This is a genomic window from Nocardia blacklockiae (assembly GCF_015477355.1).
GTDB lineage: Bacteria > Actinomycetota > Actinomycetes > Mycobacteriales > Mycobacteriaceae > Nocardia > Nocardia blacklockiae.
The window spans coordinates 271,834-286,563 of record NZ_JADLRJ010000001.1 but is presented as its reverse complement, the minus strand read 5'-3'; the positions used below and the strand labels follow the sequence as shown (position 1 = coordinate 286,563).

General features: G+C 69.4%; 14 protein-coding genes. 3 read left to right on the top strand and 11 right to left on the bottom strand.

Translation table 11 applies throughout. The features are described 5' to 3' along the window. Nucleotide 1: 1 nt before the first annotated feature. The 4 genes from IU476_RS01270 to IU476_RS01255 form a co-directional block, all read right to left on the bottom strand. Nucleotides 2-1,381 carry a formylglycine-generating enzyme family protein gene (locus IU476_RS01270; RefSeq protein ID WP_195095712.1) on the bottom strand — a complete coding sequence of 460 codons (1,380 nt, stop codon included), beginning with the start codon at nucleotides 1,379-1,381 and terminating at the stop codon, nucleotides 2-4. Then, nucleotides 1,368-2,978 carry a phosphoglucose isomerase-related protein gene (locus tag IU476_RS01265; RefSeq protein WP_195095701.1) on the bottom strand — a complete coding sequence of 537 codons (1,611 nt, stop codon included), beginning with the start codon at nucleotides 2,976-2,978 and terminating at the stop codon, nucleotides 1,368-1,370. The genes IU476_RS01270 and IU476_RS01265 overlap by 14 nt, the downstream gene beginning before the upstream one ends. A 342-nt stretch (nucleotides 2,979-3,320) precedes the next feature. Then, a complete protein-coding gene (meaB, locus tag IU476_RS01260; protein ID WP_195097319.1) occupies nucleotides 3,321-4,181 on the bottom strand; it encodes a methylmalonyl Co-A mutase-associated GTPase MeaB in 861 nt (286 codons plus the stop codon). A 101-nt stretch (nucleotides 4,182-4,282) separates the two neighbouring features. Next, the gene (locus tag IU476_RS01255; protein WP_195095699.1) at nucleotides 4,283-5,428 is read right to left on the bottom strand and encodes a thiolase family protein; all 1,146 of its coding nucleotides are present in this window, start codon (nucleotides 5,426-5,428) and stop codon (nucleotides 4,283-4,285) included. A gap of 119 nt (nucleotides 5,429-5,547) precedes the next feature. On the opposite strand from IU476_RS01255, the gene IU476_RS01250 reads away from it, so the two are divergent. After that, nucleotides 5,548-6,312 carry an SDR family NAD(P)-dependent oxidoreductase gene (locus IU476_RS01250; RefSeq protein WP_195095697.1) on the top strand — a complete coding sequence of 255 codons (765 nt, stop codon included), beginning with the start codon at nucleotides 5,548-5,550 and terminating at the stop codon, nucleotides 6,310-6,312. A gap of 73 nt (nucleotides 6,313-6,385) precedes the next feature. Here IU476_RS01250 and IU476_RS01245 read toward each other — a convergent pair whose 3' ends face one another. Genes IU476_RS01245 through IU476_RS01235 form a run of 3 tightly spaced genes read right to left on the bottom strand, consistent with a single transcriptional unit; the run spans nucleotide 6,386 to nucleotide 9,136 of the window. Beyond that, a complete protein-coding gene (locus tag IU476_RS01245) occupies nucleotides 6,386-7,153 on the bottom strand; it encodes an enoyl-CoA hydratase/isomerase family protein (protein WP_195095695.1) in 768 nt (255 codons plus the stop codon). A 2-nt stretch (nucleotides 7,154-7,155) separates the two neighbouring features. After that, entirely contained in the window at nucleotides 7,156-8,244 is a 1,089-nt protein-coding gene (locus tag IU476_RS01240) for an acyl-CoA dehydrogenase family protein (RefSeq protein WP_195095693.1), read from the bottom strand. Then, nucleotides 8,231-9,136: an acyl-CoA dehydrogenase family protein gene (locus tag IU476_RS01235; RefSeq protein WP_195095691.1), complete on the bottom strand. Its 906-nt coding sequence runs from the start codon at nucleotides 9,134-9,136 to the stop codon at nucleotides 8,231-8,233. Before IU476_RS01235 ends, IU476_RS01240 begins: the two co-directional genes overlap by 14 nt. A 115-nt stretch (nucleotides 9,137-9,251) precedes the next feature. On the opposite strand from IU476_RS01235, the gene IU476_RS01230 reads away from it, so the two are divergent. Beyond that, entirely contained in the window at nucleotides 9,252-10,280 is a 1,029-nt protein-coding gene (locus IU476_RS01230; protein ID WP_195095689.1) for a ferredoxin--NADP reductase, read from the top strand. 85 nt (nucleotides 10,281-10,365) lie between these two features. Then, a complete protein-coding gene (locus IU476_RS01225; RefSeq protein ID WP_195095687.1) occupies nucleotides 10,366-10,542 on the top strand; it encodes a hypothetical protein in 177 nt (58 codons plus the stop codon). A 42-nt stretch (nucleotides 10,543-10,584) separates the two neighbouring features. Here the strand turns inward: IU476_RS01225 and IU476_RS01220 are convergent, their stop codons facing one another. Genes IU476_RS01220 through IU476_RS01205 form a run of 4 tightly spaced genes read right to left on the bottom strand, consistent with a single transcriptional unit; the run spans nucleotide 10,585 to nucleotide 14,692 of the window. After that, complete coding sequence (locus IU476_RS01220; protein WP_324193810.1) at nucleotides 10,585-11,673, bottom strand: CaiB/BaiF CoA transferase family protein; 1,089 nt, start codon at nucleotides 11,671-11,673, stop codon at nucleotides 10,585-10,587. 31 nt (nucleotides 11,674-11,704) lie between these two features. After that, complete coding sequence (locus IU476_RS01215) at nucleotides 11,705-12,661, bottom strand: LLM class F420-dependent oxidoreductase (RefSeq protein WP_195095684.1); 957 nt, start codon at nucleotides 12,659-12,661, stop codon at nucleotides 11,705-11,707. Between the two features lie 37 nt (nucleotides 12,662-12,698). Next, the gene (locus tag IU476_RS01210) at nucleotides 12,699-13,115 is read right to left on the bottom strand and encodes a cobalamin B12-binding domain-containing protein (protein ID WP_195095680.1); all 417 of its coding nucleotides are present in this window, start codon (nucleotides 13,113-13,115) and stop codon (nucleotides 12,699-12,701) included. After that, nucleotides 13,115-14,692 carry a methylmalonyl-CoA mutase family protein gene (locus IU476_RS01205; RefSeq protein ID WP_195095679.1) on the bottom strand — a complete coding sequence of 526 codons (1,578 nt, stop codon included), beginning with the start codon at nucleotides 14,690-14,692 and terminating at the stop codon, nucleotides 13,115-13,117. Before IU476_RS01205 ends, IU476_RS01210 begins: the two co-directional genes overlap by 1 nt. Nucleotides 14,693-14,730 lie beyond the last annotated feature (38 nt).

Genomic DNA, 14,730 nt, shown 5'->3' with positions numbered 1-14,730 from the left:
TTTACCTCCTTTCATCGCCGCCGCGGCGAGCGAGCCGAAAGCCGAGATCTGCGGCGGAGTATCCGGCCGGGTCGTGCAGGCGAAAACGCGTGCGGCACATCTCCGCCAGCGCCAGGAAACCGCCGCCGCGTGCAACTTTGTGCGGCTCATCGGTGAGTGCGGTACCGTCGCCGTCCCCCGCGACCGGATCGCGCCGCGGCGCACTGCCGTAGTAGTCGAAGAAGTACGTGTCGTGGCACCATTCCCAGGCGTTGCCGTGCAGATCGAACAGCCCCAGGGGATTCGGATCACGCGCGCCGACCGGATGCAGCCGGCGTTCGGCGTTCTCCGCGTACCAGGCATATCGGGGCAGTTGCTCGGCCGCGCAGCACCATTGCCCGGAGCCGCCTGCGCCACAAGCGAATTCCCACTCCGCCTCGGTGGGCAGTCGACAGCCGAACCAGGCGGCACAGAGCGCGGCTTCGAACCAGGAGATGCCGACAACGGGCATGTCCTGTGATGCGGCCGCAGCGGTCCGTTCGGGGTCGAGCAGAGAATACAGTTTGTTCGTCAGCAGGTAGCGCGACATCCGAAACGGAGTCAGCACCACCCGGTGCTGCGGTGTCTCGCCGCAGAAGTGTTCGATCTCGTCGGCGGCTGTCCCCATGGTGAACGCGGTTTCGGGGATCGCCACCATGTCGGCCGCCACGAACCGTTCATAGCGGTCCTCGGCATCTCGAAGAAGCCCGGTGGTCACGTAGTCGTGGAAGAACTCGGGATAGCGCCCCGCGCCTGTGATCGCCGCGAGTATCACTCGTGCGTCACGGCACCGGGGCAACCCACTTCTGTCCAAGGACAGCGCTGCGCGCCAATCATCGAGCGTGCCGGCGGCGGCCGGTCCGGACGGCAGGTGGTGATCGAGGCCCGGAATCGACAACCGCACCTCTCGGACCCCGCCGTCCGATGTCGCGAACGCTCGCAACTGTGGCAATTCGACGTTGCGCAGCGAGATGATCAGATGTAGAGGCGAAACGGACCTACTCACGTGCAGGTCGTAGTCGATACCGGAGAAGTTGCCCGGATGGCGTCGGTGGGTATGGAAAACCGCCACTTCATGGAGATTCCGGCGCATGATGTACTGCTGAACACGCCAGGACTCGTCTTCGTCGGCGACGAATCCGGCGTCCGGGTGATCGGTGAAGTACCGGCCGCGCGCTTCGAATCGCTCGCGCCAGCGGTCGTCGTTTCGAATATTGTTCTCGAACCCGATGAATTCGGTCGGTCGACGGCGACCCGACGCCGCGAGCAGATACCCGAATGATTTGACCGGATACCGCGCCCGCACGTACGACAACAGCGAATTCGCCAGTGCCGCCGGCAAAACCAGTTCATCGTCGGTCATCACGCGCACACTCATTCGGTGTGAAGAAGACTGTTTCCGCCGGCGTGGCCCCGGGAGTCGCCGCGATGACGTCGGGCCGACCGATCGACAGGTGTTCCAGTAGGCGGTGCACGATGTCCGCGTGCTCGGCGACACCGATCTTCTCGGCGACGGTGAGCGCTGTCATGGGCCCTCCGGCCCGGGCCAGACACGCCAATGCGTCCTTCTGCAATTCCAGAATTTTCACGGCCACGTGTTTGTCGACGCCCGGCTGGTCGTAAGCATTGACGTCGATCAATTCGGCGTACAACCCCACAGCACGTTCGAACAGCGCCACCAGCCCGCCCAACGAGTGTTCGTCCGAGTCCGGCAGCATGATGACGATCGACGGTCTTCCTCGTTCGCTGAGGGCGCGCATCGTGCCGAGCAGCCCGCCGAAGAGATGGCCGTCCAGCGTGTCGGAAGGATCGATGCCGCGCGGACAGGCCCCCCGTGCGCGATGGGTGCCGATGAACATCACGAACGAGTCATCGCGTCCTTCACGCAACTGCTGCAAATACGAGTGTTGGTCGCTGACGCCCTTGTGGCCGTAGACGGTCAGTCCTTGGTGCACGATGCGACCCGTTCGATCGACCCGCTTACCGACCGACTCCATCACCAATTGCTGTATCCATCGAGTCAGTCCGACGAGTTCATCGCGATACGGCAGCACCACCATGTTCCGTTCGCCGATGCCTCCCCCGAGCCAGAACCATGTCAGAGCGAGCAGGGCCGCCGGATTCTTCTCGATCGCGGTCACCCGGGTGCATTCGTCCATCCGGGCGGCGCCCGCCAGGAATTCCTCCGTGCGCACACCGAGCAGAGCCGCCGGAAGCAAGCCGACCATCGATGTCACCGAGTACCGGCCCCCGACCCACTCCCACAACGGGAATGTCTGCAGCCAGCGGTTGGCGAAGGCGCGCTCGGCGAGATCGCTCCCGGCCATGGTCGTCGCCACCGCGTGTGCGGCGAACGTCGCTCCGGCATCGGAATAGGCACGTTCCAGTGCGAGCATGACGTGCCACGGTGTCGGCGTGATACCCGACTTCGACACTACGGACACCAGCGTCTGTCCCAAGCCACCCACGAGGTTGCCGATCACTCGATCGACACCATCGGGATCCGCGTTGTCGAGAACCTGGACGCACACATCGTCGGACCGATGGCGCCAGGCGTCACAGAGCATTTGCACGCCGGTGGCCGACCCGCCGATTCCGACGTGGATCAGATTGCGAAAACGCCCGCCGACTCCGCTCAGCTCACCTGTGCGGACCCGATCGGCGAACCCGCCGAGCAGTGCCCAACTATTTTCTAGCGCGGCTGCTGTGCGGCGGTCCGGCGCACGAGCCGGCGCTCGCAACCAATAGTGTCCGACACGACGGCCCTCATCGGCATTCGCGATATCCCCGTGTTCCAGTGCTGCCATCGCGGCGAACGCGCGAGCCATCGGTTTCGCCATTGCTTCCGGGTAGCTGATCGGAAAATCAGCGCCGCTCACATCGACGCTGATACCGGAGGATGGGTCGGCGAAGAGGAACGTACAGTACTTTTCCCACCGACTGTAGCTTCGTTTGGTCATGTCGCCCAGCGATTCCTGCCCGGTCGCTCACGCAGCGGCACCCCTGCGTGCCCCGGTTCGCGTCATACCGTCCAGACATGCAAATGGTATCGGCACCGGGAACTCTACGCTGCTGTTTCGAACAGAGTTCCGTTGCCGCCTAATATTTTTCGCACACGACGTTCCGGCGTGGGAAATACGCCGGTCGCATCGCTACTCGATTCGGGACCGACCGCTCGGATCATTGTCGTTCACGCCGGTGAAGTCACCGCCATGAACCATCCATTTCGCATGGTGCGAATTATCTGCAATTGTGTCGCACTCGGCCCACTGACGATCCGGTATGGCGATGGCGCGGTGATCTCAATGCTCGAACGAGAGAAGGGTTTTCGCGGCGCGATACACATCGCACTCGCCGGTGGCCACGGCGGTGGCGAGGCGGTCCAGGTCGGGGTGGGTGCGCAGGCGGGTGTGGGCGAGGGACAGGATTTGCGCGCGGGCTCGGGCCGTGCGTCGCTCCGGGGTATCGGTGCGGTGGTGGGCCTCGATGGCGTCGGCGAGGTCGGTGATGCGCTCGCCGCGGGAGGCCGCGAGGGTGAGGACGGGGGCGGCGGATTCGGCGCGGAGGTCGCGGACGGTCCGGTCCGCGCCGGGGCGGTCGGCCTTGTTGACCACGAGGAGGTCGGCCACCTCGAGCAAGCCGGCCTTCGCGGCCTGAACGGCGTCGCCCGCACCGGGATTCAGGATCACCAGGGTGGGATCGGCGACGGCCGCGATCTCGATCTCGGACTGGCCGACGCCCACCGTTTCCAGCAGCACGATGTCGTAGCCGAGGGCCCCGAGCAGCTGGATCGCGGCGGGCACGGCGGCGGACAGGCCACCCAGGTGGCCGCGCGTGGCCAGCGAGCGGATCAGCACGTCGGGGTCGTCGATGTGCCGGGCCATCCGGATCCGGTCACCCAGCAACGCACCGCCGCTGTAGGGCGACGACGGATCCACCGCGAGGATCGCCACCCGCAGGCCGCGTTCGCGATACACCGTGGCGAGCGCCGCGATCGTGGTCGACTTCCCCGCGCCGGGCGGGCCGGTCACCCCGACCACCCGCACCGGCACGGGTGCCAGCGCCGCCCGCACCTCCTCGCGCCGCTCCCCCTCCACCAGGCTGAGCAGACGCCCCGTCGCCCGCGCCGAACCGTCCCGCGCCTGCGCGACCAACTCGGCCACCGACGCCCCGATCACACCGGAAACCGCTGCGCGGCAGTCCTTTTCCTCGTCGGTGCCGCCGCGGCGGTCGCCGATGTCGGGATGTCCGGAATCGCCTCTACTCACGCAGCGGGCACCTCGATGACCGTGGCCGAGCCCATGCCGCCGCCGGCGCACATCGCCGCGATGCCGAAACCCCCTCCGCGCCTGCGCAATTCGTGGACCAGGGTGACGATCATGCGGGCGCCGGTGGCCGCCACCGGGTGGCCGAGGGAGCAGCCGCTGCCGCTGACGTTCACGAGGTCGGGATCGAGGTCCAGGGCGCGGATGGTCGCGACGGGCACCGAGGCGAACGCCTCGTTGATCTCGATGACCCGCGCCGACGACAGCGAGATACCCGCCCGGGCAACGGCTTTGGTGATGGCCTCGATCGGGGCCAGCCCGGTTTCGGCCGGGTCCACGCCCACCGACGCCCAGGACCGGATGTAGGCCAGCGCGGGCAGCCCCAGCCGTTCGCTCGCGACGGCCAGCGCCGCCGCGCCGTCGTTGGCCCCGCAGGCGTTGCCCGCGGTGATGGAGAAGCCCTCGATCTCCGGATGCAGCACCTTCAGCCCGGCCAGCTTCTCCAGCGAGGTGTCGCGGCGCGGGTGCTCGTCGGTGTCGAAGAGCCCGTGCGGCGTCCGGATCGGGACGATCTCCTCCTTGAACCGGCCCTCGTCGATGGCCGCGATGGCGTTGCGGTGCGAGCGCAGCGCCCAGGCGTCGAGTTCCTCGCGGGTCAGGCCCGCGCGCACGGCCGCGTTCCAGCCGACGGTGATGGACATGTCCATGGCCGGGGCGTCCGGGCGGTCCGGGTGGCTCGGCGACACCCAAGGATCGATCCATTCGTCAGGCCCGACCCGGAACCTGGCGCGCGGCGCGGTGGAGTCGGAGTTCACCCCGCCCGCGATCACGAGTTCGTCCATGCCGGCGCGGATTCCGGCGGCGGCCGTCTGCACCGCCGACATGCCCGCCGCGCAGTGCCGGTTCAGCGCCAGCCCCGGCACACCGGTCAGCCCCGCGGTGACCGCCGCGTGCCGGGCCACCACGCCGCCCCCGTACCGCCCCTCGCCCAGGACGACATCGTCGATCCGCGCGCCGTCCAGCCCGTCGGCGGCGGCGCCGACCACGTGGCGGGCCAGGTCGAAGGCATTCGTGTCACGCAATGTGCCCTTGCGGGCGGTCCCGATGGGGGTCCGCAGCGCGGACACGATGACGGCTTCAGGCATTCGATGGCCTCCAATTCGGCGACGGGTACTCGGCGCGACCGCTCGGGTGCTCGTGCGAAACCCGGCGAGAATGCTATTTTCTCAATAGGAGAGCCGTAGTTGCAAGATAGGATTATCACATGCAGATCAGTGGAAGCTCCGCACTCGTGGTCGGCGGCACCGGAGGTCTGGGCGAGGCCACGGTGCGGCGCCTGCACGCCGCGGGGGCCAAGGTGGTGGTCGCCGACGTGGCCGACGACAAGGGCAGGCAGCTGGAGACCGAACTCGGGATCCGCTACGCGCACACCGACGCGACCGACGAGGATTCGGTGCTGGCCGCCATCGCCGAGGCGGAATCGCTGGGGCCGCTGCGCATCTCGGTCGACACGCACGGCGGCCCGGCCACCGGCGGCCGGCTGGTCGGCAAGGACGGCTCGCCCCTGGCGCTCGACGGGTTCCGCACCACGATCGAGTTCTATCTGACCGCGGTGTTCAACGTGCTGCGGCTGACGGCCGCGGCGATGGCCAGGACCGAGCCGCTCGACGAGGGCGCGCGCGGCGTGATCGTGAACACCGCCTCCATCGCGGCGTTCGAGGGCCAGACCGGCCAGATCCCCTACGCCGCGGCCAAGGGCGGCGTGGTCGGCATGACCCTGGTCGCCGCGCGCGACCTGTCCCCGCTGGGCATCCGCGTGGTCACCATCGCCCCCGGCACGGTGAACACCCCCGCCTACGGCCAGGCGGCCGACAAGCTCGAGGCCTACTGGGCCCCGCAGGTCCCCTTCCCCAAGCGCATGGGCCGCTCGGAGGAGTACGCCAAGCTGGCCACCTCGATCGTGGAGAACGACTACCTCAACGGCGAGGTGATCCGGCTCGACGGCGCGCTGCGCTTCCCGCCGAAATAGTTTCGCGACGGCCGAGCGCCCGCGCAGGTCCCGGAACAGCGGTGCGTCCCGGGACCTTCGGCCGTGCCCGCCCTCACTCGCGGGGGGCCGTGAGTTTCGCGATCACCGCGCGGAAGTCGTCAGTCTGGAACGACAGGTCCTCGGCGGTCGTGGCGTAGTCCAGGGTCGCCAGCACCGCGCGCTCGAGATGCAGATTCAGCAGCCGCTTGGTGCTCTCCACCGCCTGCTGGGGCAGTTCCAGAATGCGCTTCGCGCACGCCAGCGCCTCGGACAGCGGATCGGCGACCACATGATTGACCAGGCCCATCTCCCGCGCGCGCTCGGCGACGATCTTCGCGCCGGTGAGCGCGTACTCCTTGGCCAGCAGCAGGCTGGTGTGCAGCGGCCAGGTCAGCGGCCCGCCGTCGGCGGCGACCAGCCCGACCTGCACGTGCGGGTCCTTCAAATACGCGGTCTCGGCGATGTAGGCGATATCGCTCAGCGCGACCAGGCTGCAGCCCAGCCCGACGGCGGGCCCGTTCACCGCCGCCACCACCGGAATTCGGCAGCGCGCCATCCCGAGCACGATGTCGCGGCCGTGCGCGATCGTCTTCGCGCGCAACCCCGCGTCCCGGCTCAGCTCGGCCAGGTACGCGAAATCGCCGCCCGCGGAGAACGCCTTGCCCGCCCCGGTGAGCACCGCGACGCGCGCGTCCCGGTCCTCCGACAGCCGCGGCCACAGCCGGGCCAGGCCGCTGTGCAGGTCGTCGTCGACGGCGTTGAGCGCGTCGGGCCGGTTCAGCGTGATGATCCGGATCGGGCCGTCGGACTGGACGTCGATGACGTCCGGGAGGTCGTACATGGTCAGACTCCTAGTCCGAGAATGCGGGAGGCGATGATGTTCTTCTGGATCTGCGAGGTGCCGCCCATGACGCTCTGGGCGCGGCTGTAGAAGTAGCTGCCGAGCAGTTCGGGATCGTCGGTGCCGGGGACCGCGAGGGCCGCGTGGCCGACCGCCTGGTCCACCCAGGTCATGAGCAGCTTGTCCAGCGAGCCGTCGGGTCCGTGCACCACGCCGTCGAGCTGTTCGGACAGCCGGCGGCGCACGTGCAGGCGCAGCATCTCGGTCTGCACCGCCGCCCACGCCAGGTCGTCGGGTGCCGGGCCGTCGAGCCGGGCGGCCAACTGCCGCACCAGCTTTCCGTACCGGGCCGCGTAACCGAGGGTCGAGGGCTCGCGTTCGTGGCCGACGACGGTCATGGCCAGTTTCCAGCCGTCGCCGGGCGCGCCGACCATCTGATCCGCGGGCACGCGGGCGCCGTCGAAGCGCACCTGCCCGAACTCGCGGGTGACCCCGCTGATCATCCGCAGCGGCCGCTGCTCGACGCCGGGCTGCTTCATCGCGATGACGAACGCCGAAATGCCCTTGTGCCGCGGCACATCCGGGTCGGTCCGGGCCAGCAGCAGACACCAGTCCGCGACGTCGGAGTAGCTGGTCCAGATCTTGTGGCCGTGCACGACGTAGTGGTCGCCGTCGCGGGTCGCGGTGGTGGTGAGCGAGGCCAGGTCCGATCCCGCGCCCGGTTCGCTGAAGCCTTGGCACCAGCGTTCGGTGCCGTTGATCATGCCGGGCAGGAAGCGCCGCTGGAGTTCCTTGCTGCCGTGTCGGCCCAGGCCCTGCACCAGGTAGCCGAGGCTGGGCCGCGGCGGCGCGCCGGCGATCGCCAGTTCCTCGTCCACGATGACGTCGTAGACCGGCGGAAGTTCGTGCCCGCCGAACTCTTTCGGCCAGGACGAGCCGAAGAACCCGGCGGCGTAGAGCGCCTGGTGCCACTCGCCCTGGCGGGCCCAGTACTCGTCGCCGGAGGTGGGGAACGTGCCCGCCGTATCGGCCAGCCAGGCACGCAGTCGCGCCCGGAACTCGGCCTCCTGCGGGGAATCACGAAAGTCCAAGATCGATCTCCTTCAGACGGGCGGGGAACAGTTCGGTCGAGACCAGCGCGCGGCGCAGGAACAGGTGCGCGAGGCAGTCCCATGTGTTGCCGATGCCGCCGTGCACCTGGATCGACGCCTCGCAGACGGTGCGGGCCATGCGGGCGGTGTAGACCTTCGCGACCCGCGCGGCCCGCAGCGCCGCGGCGGGCTCGAGTTCGTCGACCGCCCACGCGGCGTGCCGCAGCACGCTGATCGCGCCCTCGATCAGCGCCTGGTTCTCGGCGAGCAGATGCGCCACGGCCTGGTAGGAGCCGATCGTCGCGCCGTACTGCTCGCGCGTCTTGGCGTAGTCGACGGCCAGATCCTGCGCGCCGCGCGCCGCGCCGAGCAGGTCCGCGGTTGTGACGGTGAGCGCCAGAGCGTGCCAGCGGGTGGCCTCGTCGGGCGTCGATTCGCCTGCGGCGCTGGGCTCTTCGGCGAGCGCGGCGGTCCGCCGGGTCAGGTCGGCGCCCGGAATCTCGGCGCCGAGGCGGGCGGTCAGGATCCGCGTACCGTCCAGGATCAGCGCCCGATCGCTGCCCCGGGCGTCGACGGCGCGATCGCCGACCGCGACGGTCCACCCGCGCGCCTCGCCGGCCGGGCGGCCGGGCAGGCCGTCGGCCAGCACCGGTCCCGCGAAGGCGACGTCGACCAGGCCCCGCGCGAACTCCTCGGCCACGATCGCCACCTCGACGCCGGAGGCGCCGTCGGAACGCAGGCCGCGCCAGCCCGCGGTGTCGACCGCGCGCTCGAGGCGCGCCCGGCGGACCTCGTCGTCGAGTTCGGCGACCGAGCCGGGGCCCAGGTCGTCGGCCAATTTGGCGGCGGCGTCGCGCAATTGCCGCTGTTCGCTGGTCAGACGGACGTCCATGGCGCTCCTCGGTGGCTCGGCGCGGTGCTCGAGAACATATTTGAGAGATACCGTCTCATACGTGAGAATATAATTCTCATAGTACTAGAATCTACATACCAGGAGGACGCGGTTCATGGCCAGACCCCCGATGTTCCAGCGGGCCACCGTGACTCGGATCGTGAAGGAGAGCGTCGACGCCCGCACGTTCGTGCTCGCCCCGCACGAGGCGCCGATCTCCTACCGGGCCGGGCAGTTCTGTACGTTCCGGGTGCCGGTGGACGGCGCGCCGCTCTTCCGTTCCTATTCCATGTCCAGCGCGCCGGAGACCGACGACGAGCTGAGGACGACGGTCAAGCGAGTGCCCGGCGGCAAGGTCTCCAACTGGATGCTGGACAACCTCGCCGAGGGCGACGAGGTCGAGATCTCCGGGGCGGCCGGCCGGTTCTGCCTGCGCGAGACCGATGTGCCGCTGCTCGGATTCAGCGGCGGCAGCGGCATCACGCCGATCATGTCGCTGACCAAGTGCGCGCTGGCCACCACCGGGCGGCGGGTCCGGCTGCTGTGCGCCGACCGCGACGCCGACGCGGTGATCTTCGAGACGGCGCTGGCGGATCTGGTGCGGCAGTATCCCGATCGGCTCGAGGTGGTCCGGCATCTCGACGCCGACCGCGGTTTCCTCGACGCGGCGGCGGTCCGCGCCTTCGTCGGCGCCGACGCGCACGCCGATGCCTATGTCTGCGGCCCCGAGCCGTTCATGGAGCTGGTGGAGCTGGCCCTGCCGGGCCCTGGGCTGGTGTTCAGCGAGCGGTTCGGCGCTCCGGCACCGGTGGTGGAGACCGGCGCGGCCGTCGAACCGCCTGCCGCACAAGGGGTCGCACCGAGCGAGCCGGGCACGGTCACGATTCGCCTGAACCGCAAGAAGAAGACCGTGCCGCGCAAGGACGGCGAGACGCTGCTGGAGAGCGCCCGGCGCGCGGGCCTCACCCCGCCGTTCTCCTGCGAACAGGGCAACTGCGCCACCTGCATCGCCAAGGTGACCGCGGGCAGCGCCACCCTGCGCCAGAACAACGCCCTCACCGACGACGAACTCGCCGACGGCTACGTCCTCACCTGTCAGGCCGTGCCCGACACGGAGTCGATCACGGTGAACTACGACGAGTGACACCCGACGCGCGTATACCTACGGACGTATACCTAAAAGAGATACGGATGCGCGTCCGGCGGCTGCGGTTCCATCATCGGATGCCATGCAGGACCCTCACCCGGTCGCCCGGCTTCTCGAAGACGGCAGTATCGCCGTGCGGTACACCGTGCCCGACGCGGGGGGCGGCGATCGCCGTGGTGACATCGTCTACGCCCCCGACGATCCGGACTATCCGTTCTGGGCCGCGCAGCTCGCGGCAGCACGAGATCCCGAGCCGTGATCCGCGCCGGGTCGCGCCCACGCGGCGCGCGATCACAGGGCGCTAACCCGCGATCGCGTCGCCGTGCTCGCCCAGGCGCGGCGGCGGTGCGTACTCGGACCGGTATCCGGACACACGAATCGGGTTGCCCACCAAGCGGTATCGACCCGCCGTGACTACGGCCTCCGGGCTGGCCGCCAAGGCGGCGGGGAGGTCGCGGACAGCGGCGGCGGGGATGCCGAGGGGGCGCAAGCGGGCCTCCCAGTTGACGGCGGTGTCGGCCGCCAGGGCGGTGGTGACGGCGGCGAGTACTTCCTCGCGGCGCGAAACCCGTTCCGCCATCAACTCGAAGCCGTCGACGCCCGCCTCGGTGGCGAAACTCTTCCAGAAGCCGTCGTGCGTGACGAACAGCGCGAGATGCCCCGCGGCGGTCGGGAAGATCTGCGCCGGAACGTAATACGAGTGCGCGCCGAACGGGCGGCGCTGCGGGCGCTTGCCGTCGTTGAGGTAGGCGGCGGCGTGATAGTTCAACTGGGACAGCATCACCTCGTACAGCGACACGTCGATCTGGCCGCCGCGCCCGGACACGATCTGCGCGAGCAGGCCCAGCGCGGCGGTGAGGCCGGTCGAGTTGTCGGCCGACGAATAGCCCGGCAGCGTCGGGGGACCCGCGGGATCGCCGGTGAGCGCGGCGATTCCGGCGGCGGCCTGGATGACGTAGTCGAAGGCCGGGTCGTCGCCGCCGTGCAGGCCGTAGCCGGTGATGGCGACGCACACGATCCGCTCGTTCCAGCGTCGCAGCGCGTCGTAGGTGAGGCCGAGCCGCCGGATCGCCGACGGCTTCAGATTCACCAGCAGCGCATGGGATTCCGCGACGAGTTCGCCCAGTCGCGCGCGGCCGGGGTCGCTGTCGAGTTCGAGTCGGATGCTGCGCTTGCCGCGGTTCAGGCTCGCGAAGTAGCTGTCGCTCACCTGCCGGGAGATGTCGCCGCCGGCGGGTTCGAGTTTGGTGACCTGCGCGCCGAGGTCGGCCAGCATCATCGTGGCGTACGGCCCGGCGAGCATGGTGCCGACCTCGAGTATCCGGATCCCCGCCAGCGGCCCCGCGCCCGCGCCGTGCCGTTCGTCCGCCGATCCGGGTGTGTCCGTCACGGCTCCTCCTTCCCGCCGTCCGGCCTGCGGCTCAACGCAATTCGCGGGCCAGGCCCGCGATCATCTCCCGGGTGCGCTGCTTGGACGCGACCAGTTCGTCGCGGGTGTCGCCGATCGGCAGCAAGCGCACCGAGATGTCGGTGGCGCCGGCGTCGGCGTAGCGGCGCAGTCCGGCCGCGATCTCGGACTCGTCACCGGCGAGGCACAGATCCCCGATGTCGCGGGCGTCGCCCTGCTCGAGCAGCCGCTGATAGTTCGGCGACACCTCGGCCTCCCCGAGAATGCGGTTCGCGCGCGCCCGCGCCTCGGCCACGCGGCCCGGTTCGCACAGGCACACCGGCAGTCCGGCGACCACCCGCGGCGCGGGACGGCCCGCGTCGGCGGCGGCCTTGCTGATCTTGGGGACGACGTGCTCGGAGATCGCGCGTTCGTCGGCCATCCACAGCACCGTGCCGTCGGCCTGCTCGCCCGCGATCCGCAGCATCACCGGTCCCAGCGCGGCGACCAGCACCGGCACCGGGGCCACCGGCCCGAGATCGAGCGGGTTGTGCACCGTGAACGTCGCGTTCTCCACGTCCACCGAACCGGGGCCGCTCAGCCCGGCGCGCAACACCTCGAGGTAGTCGCGGGTGTAGGCGGCCGGTTTCTCGTAGGGCAGGCCGAGCATGTCGCGGATGATCCAGTGGTGCGAGGGCCCGACGCCCAGCGCCAGCCGTCCCCCGGCCGCGGCGTGCGCCGAAAGTGCCTGGCGCGCCAAGGCGATCGGATGCTGCGCCTGCAACGGCACCACCGCGGTGCCCAGCTCGATCCGGGAGGTGCGCAGGCCCATCGCGGCGACGGTGATCAACGCGTCGAAATCGGTGGGTATCTGGGGAATCCACGCCGTCGCCAGGCCCGCGGACTCGGCCCATTCGATGTCGCGCAGCATCCGCTCCAGCTTGCGCCCGGTGTCGCCCTTCTCGGGCCCGATCATCACTCCGATGCGCACGTCGCCTCCACTGTGGCTGGATTGATTCCGCGGCGGGTCATCTCGCCGCGCTTCCGGTCAGCGCGCGGATCTCGGTGACGAGAGTTTCCAGCGGGGTGCTGGTCGGAAAGACCGCCGCCGCACCGCATTCCAGGAGTTTCGGCACATCGGCCCGCGGGATGGTGCCGCCCACGACGACCGCGATGTCGCCGGCATCGGCGGCGCGCAGCGCGTCCACCACCCGCGCGGTCAGCGCGACGTGCGCGCCGGAGAGGATGCTCAGGCCCACCACGGCCACGTCCTCCTGCAGCGCGATCGAGACGATGTCCTCCACGCGCTGGCGAATCCCGGTGTACACCACCTCGAATCCGGCGTCGCGCAGCGTTCGCGCGACGATCTTGGCGCCGCGGTCGTGCCCGTCGAGGCCCGGCTTGGCGACCAGCACGCGGGCGGGACGCTGTTCCGATTCGGCCATCAGAACACCACCGGCTGCTGGAACTCGCCCCACACCGCTTTCAGCGCGGCCGTGATCTCGCCGACCGTGCAGTACGCCTTGGCACAGTCGATCAGATGAGGCATGAGGTTCGCGTCTCCCTCTGCGGCCAGCGACAGGGCGGTGAGCGCGTCGCGCACCGCCGCGGCATCGCGTTCGGACTTCACTCGCGCCAAGCGCTTCAATTGCCGCTCGCGGCCGTCGGCGTCCAGTTCGTAGGTGCCGATGTCGGGCGCGGGCTCGTCGGAGACGAAGCGGTTGACCCCGACCACCGGATGCTCGCCGGACTCGACCGCCTGATGCAGCCGGTAGGCCTCGTCGGCGATCAGGCCCTGCAGATAGCCGTCCTCGATGCACCGGACCATGCCGCCGTGTTCCTCCAGGTCGTGCATGATCTCGATGATCTTGGCCTCGGTGGCGTCGGTGAGACCCTCCACGAAATAGGAGCCGCCGAGCGGGTCGGCCACCCGCGTCACCCCGGTCTCGTAGGCGAGGATCTGCTGGGTGCGCAGGGCGAGGGTCGCCGACTCCTCGCTCGGCAGCGCGAACGGCTCGTCCCAGGCGGCGGTGAACATCGACTGCACGCCGCCCAGCACCGCGGCCATCGCCTCGTAGGCGACGCGGACCAGGTTGTTCTGTGCCTGCGGCGCATACAGCGACGCGCCCCCGGCGACGCAGCCGAACCGGAACATCGAGGCCTTCGCTGTGGTCGCGCCGTAGCGCTCGCGCACGATGGTGGCCCAGCGACGCCGTCCCGCACGGTATTTCGCGATCTCCTCGAAGAAGTCGCCGTGGGTGTAGAAGAAGAACGAGATCTGCGGCGCGAACTGGTCGATGGTCATCCGGCCGCGCGCGATCACGGTGTCGCAGTAGGTGACTCCGTCGGCGAGGGTGAACGCCATCTCCTGCACGGCATTCGCGCCGGCGTCGCGGAAGTGCGCGCCCGCCACCGAGATCGCGTTGAACCGCGGCACCTCGGCCGCGCAGAACTCGATGGTGTCGGCGATCAGCCGCAGCGAGGGCTCCGGCGGCCAGATCCAGGTGCCGCGCGAGGCGTACTCCTTGAGGATGTCGTTCTGGATTGTGCCGGTGAGCTTCTCGCGCGGCACACCTTTCTTCTCCGCGGCCGCGACGTAGAAGGCCAGCAGGATCGCGGCCGTGCCGTTGATGGTGAAGCTGGTGCTGATCTCGTCCAGCGGGATGCCGTCGAACAGCACCTCGGCGTCGGCGAGCGTGTCGACGGCGACGCCGACCCGGCCCACCTCCTCGCTCACCTCGGGATCGTCGGAGTCGTAACCGCATTGGGTGGGCAGATCCAGCGCCACCGACAGACCCGTGCCACCCTGCGCGAGCAGGTAGCGGTAGCGCTGGTTGGACTCCTCCGCCGTGCCGAAGCCGGAGTACTGCCGGAACGTCCACAGCCGTCCGCGATATCCGGTGGCGAAGTTGCCGCGGGTGAAGGGATAGGCACCCGGGGCGGGCGGATCGCCGCGCCGATGGTCCGGCCCGTAGACCGGATCCAGCGGGATGCCGGACGAGGTGTGCACTTGGTTGTCCATCGTTGAATATGCTACTTCCGAAAATGGAGAATGCCAAT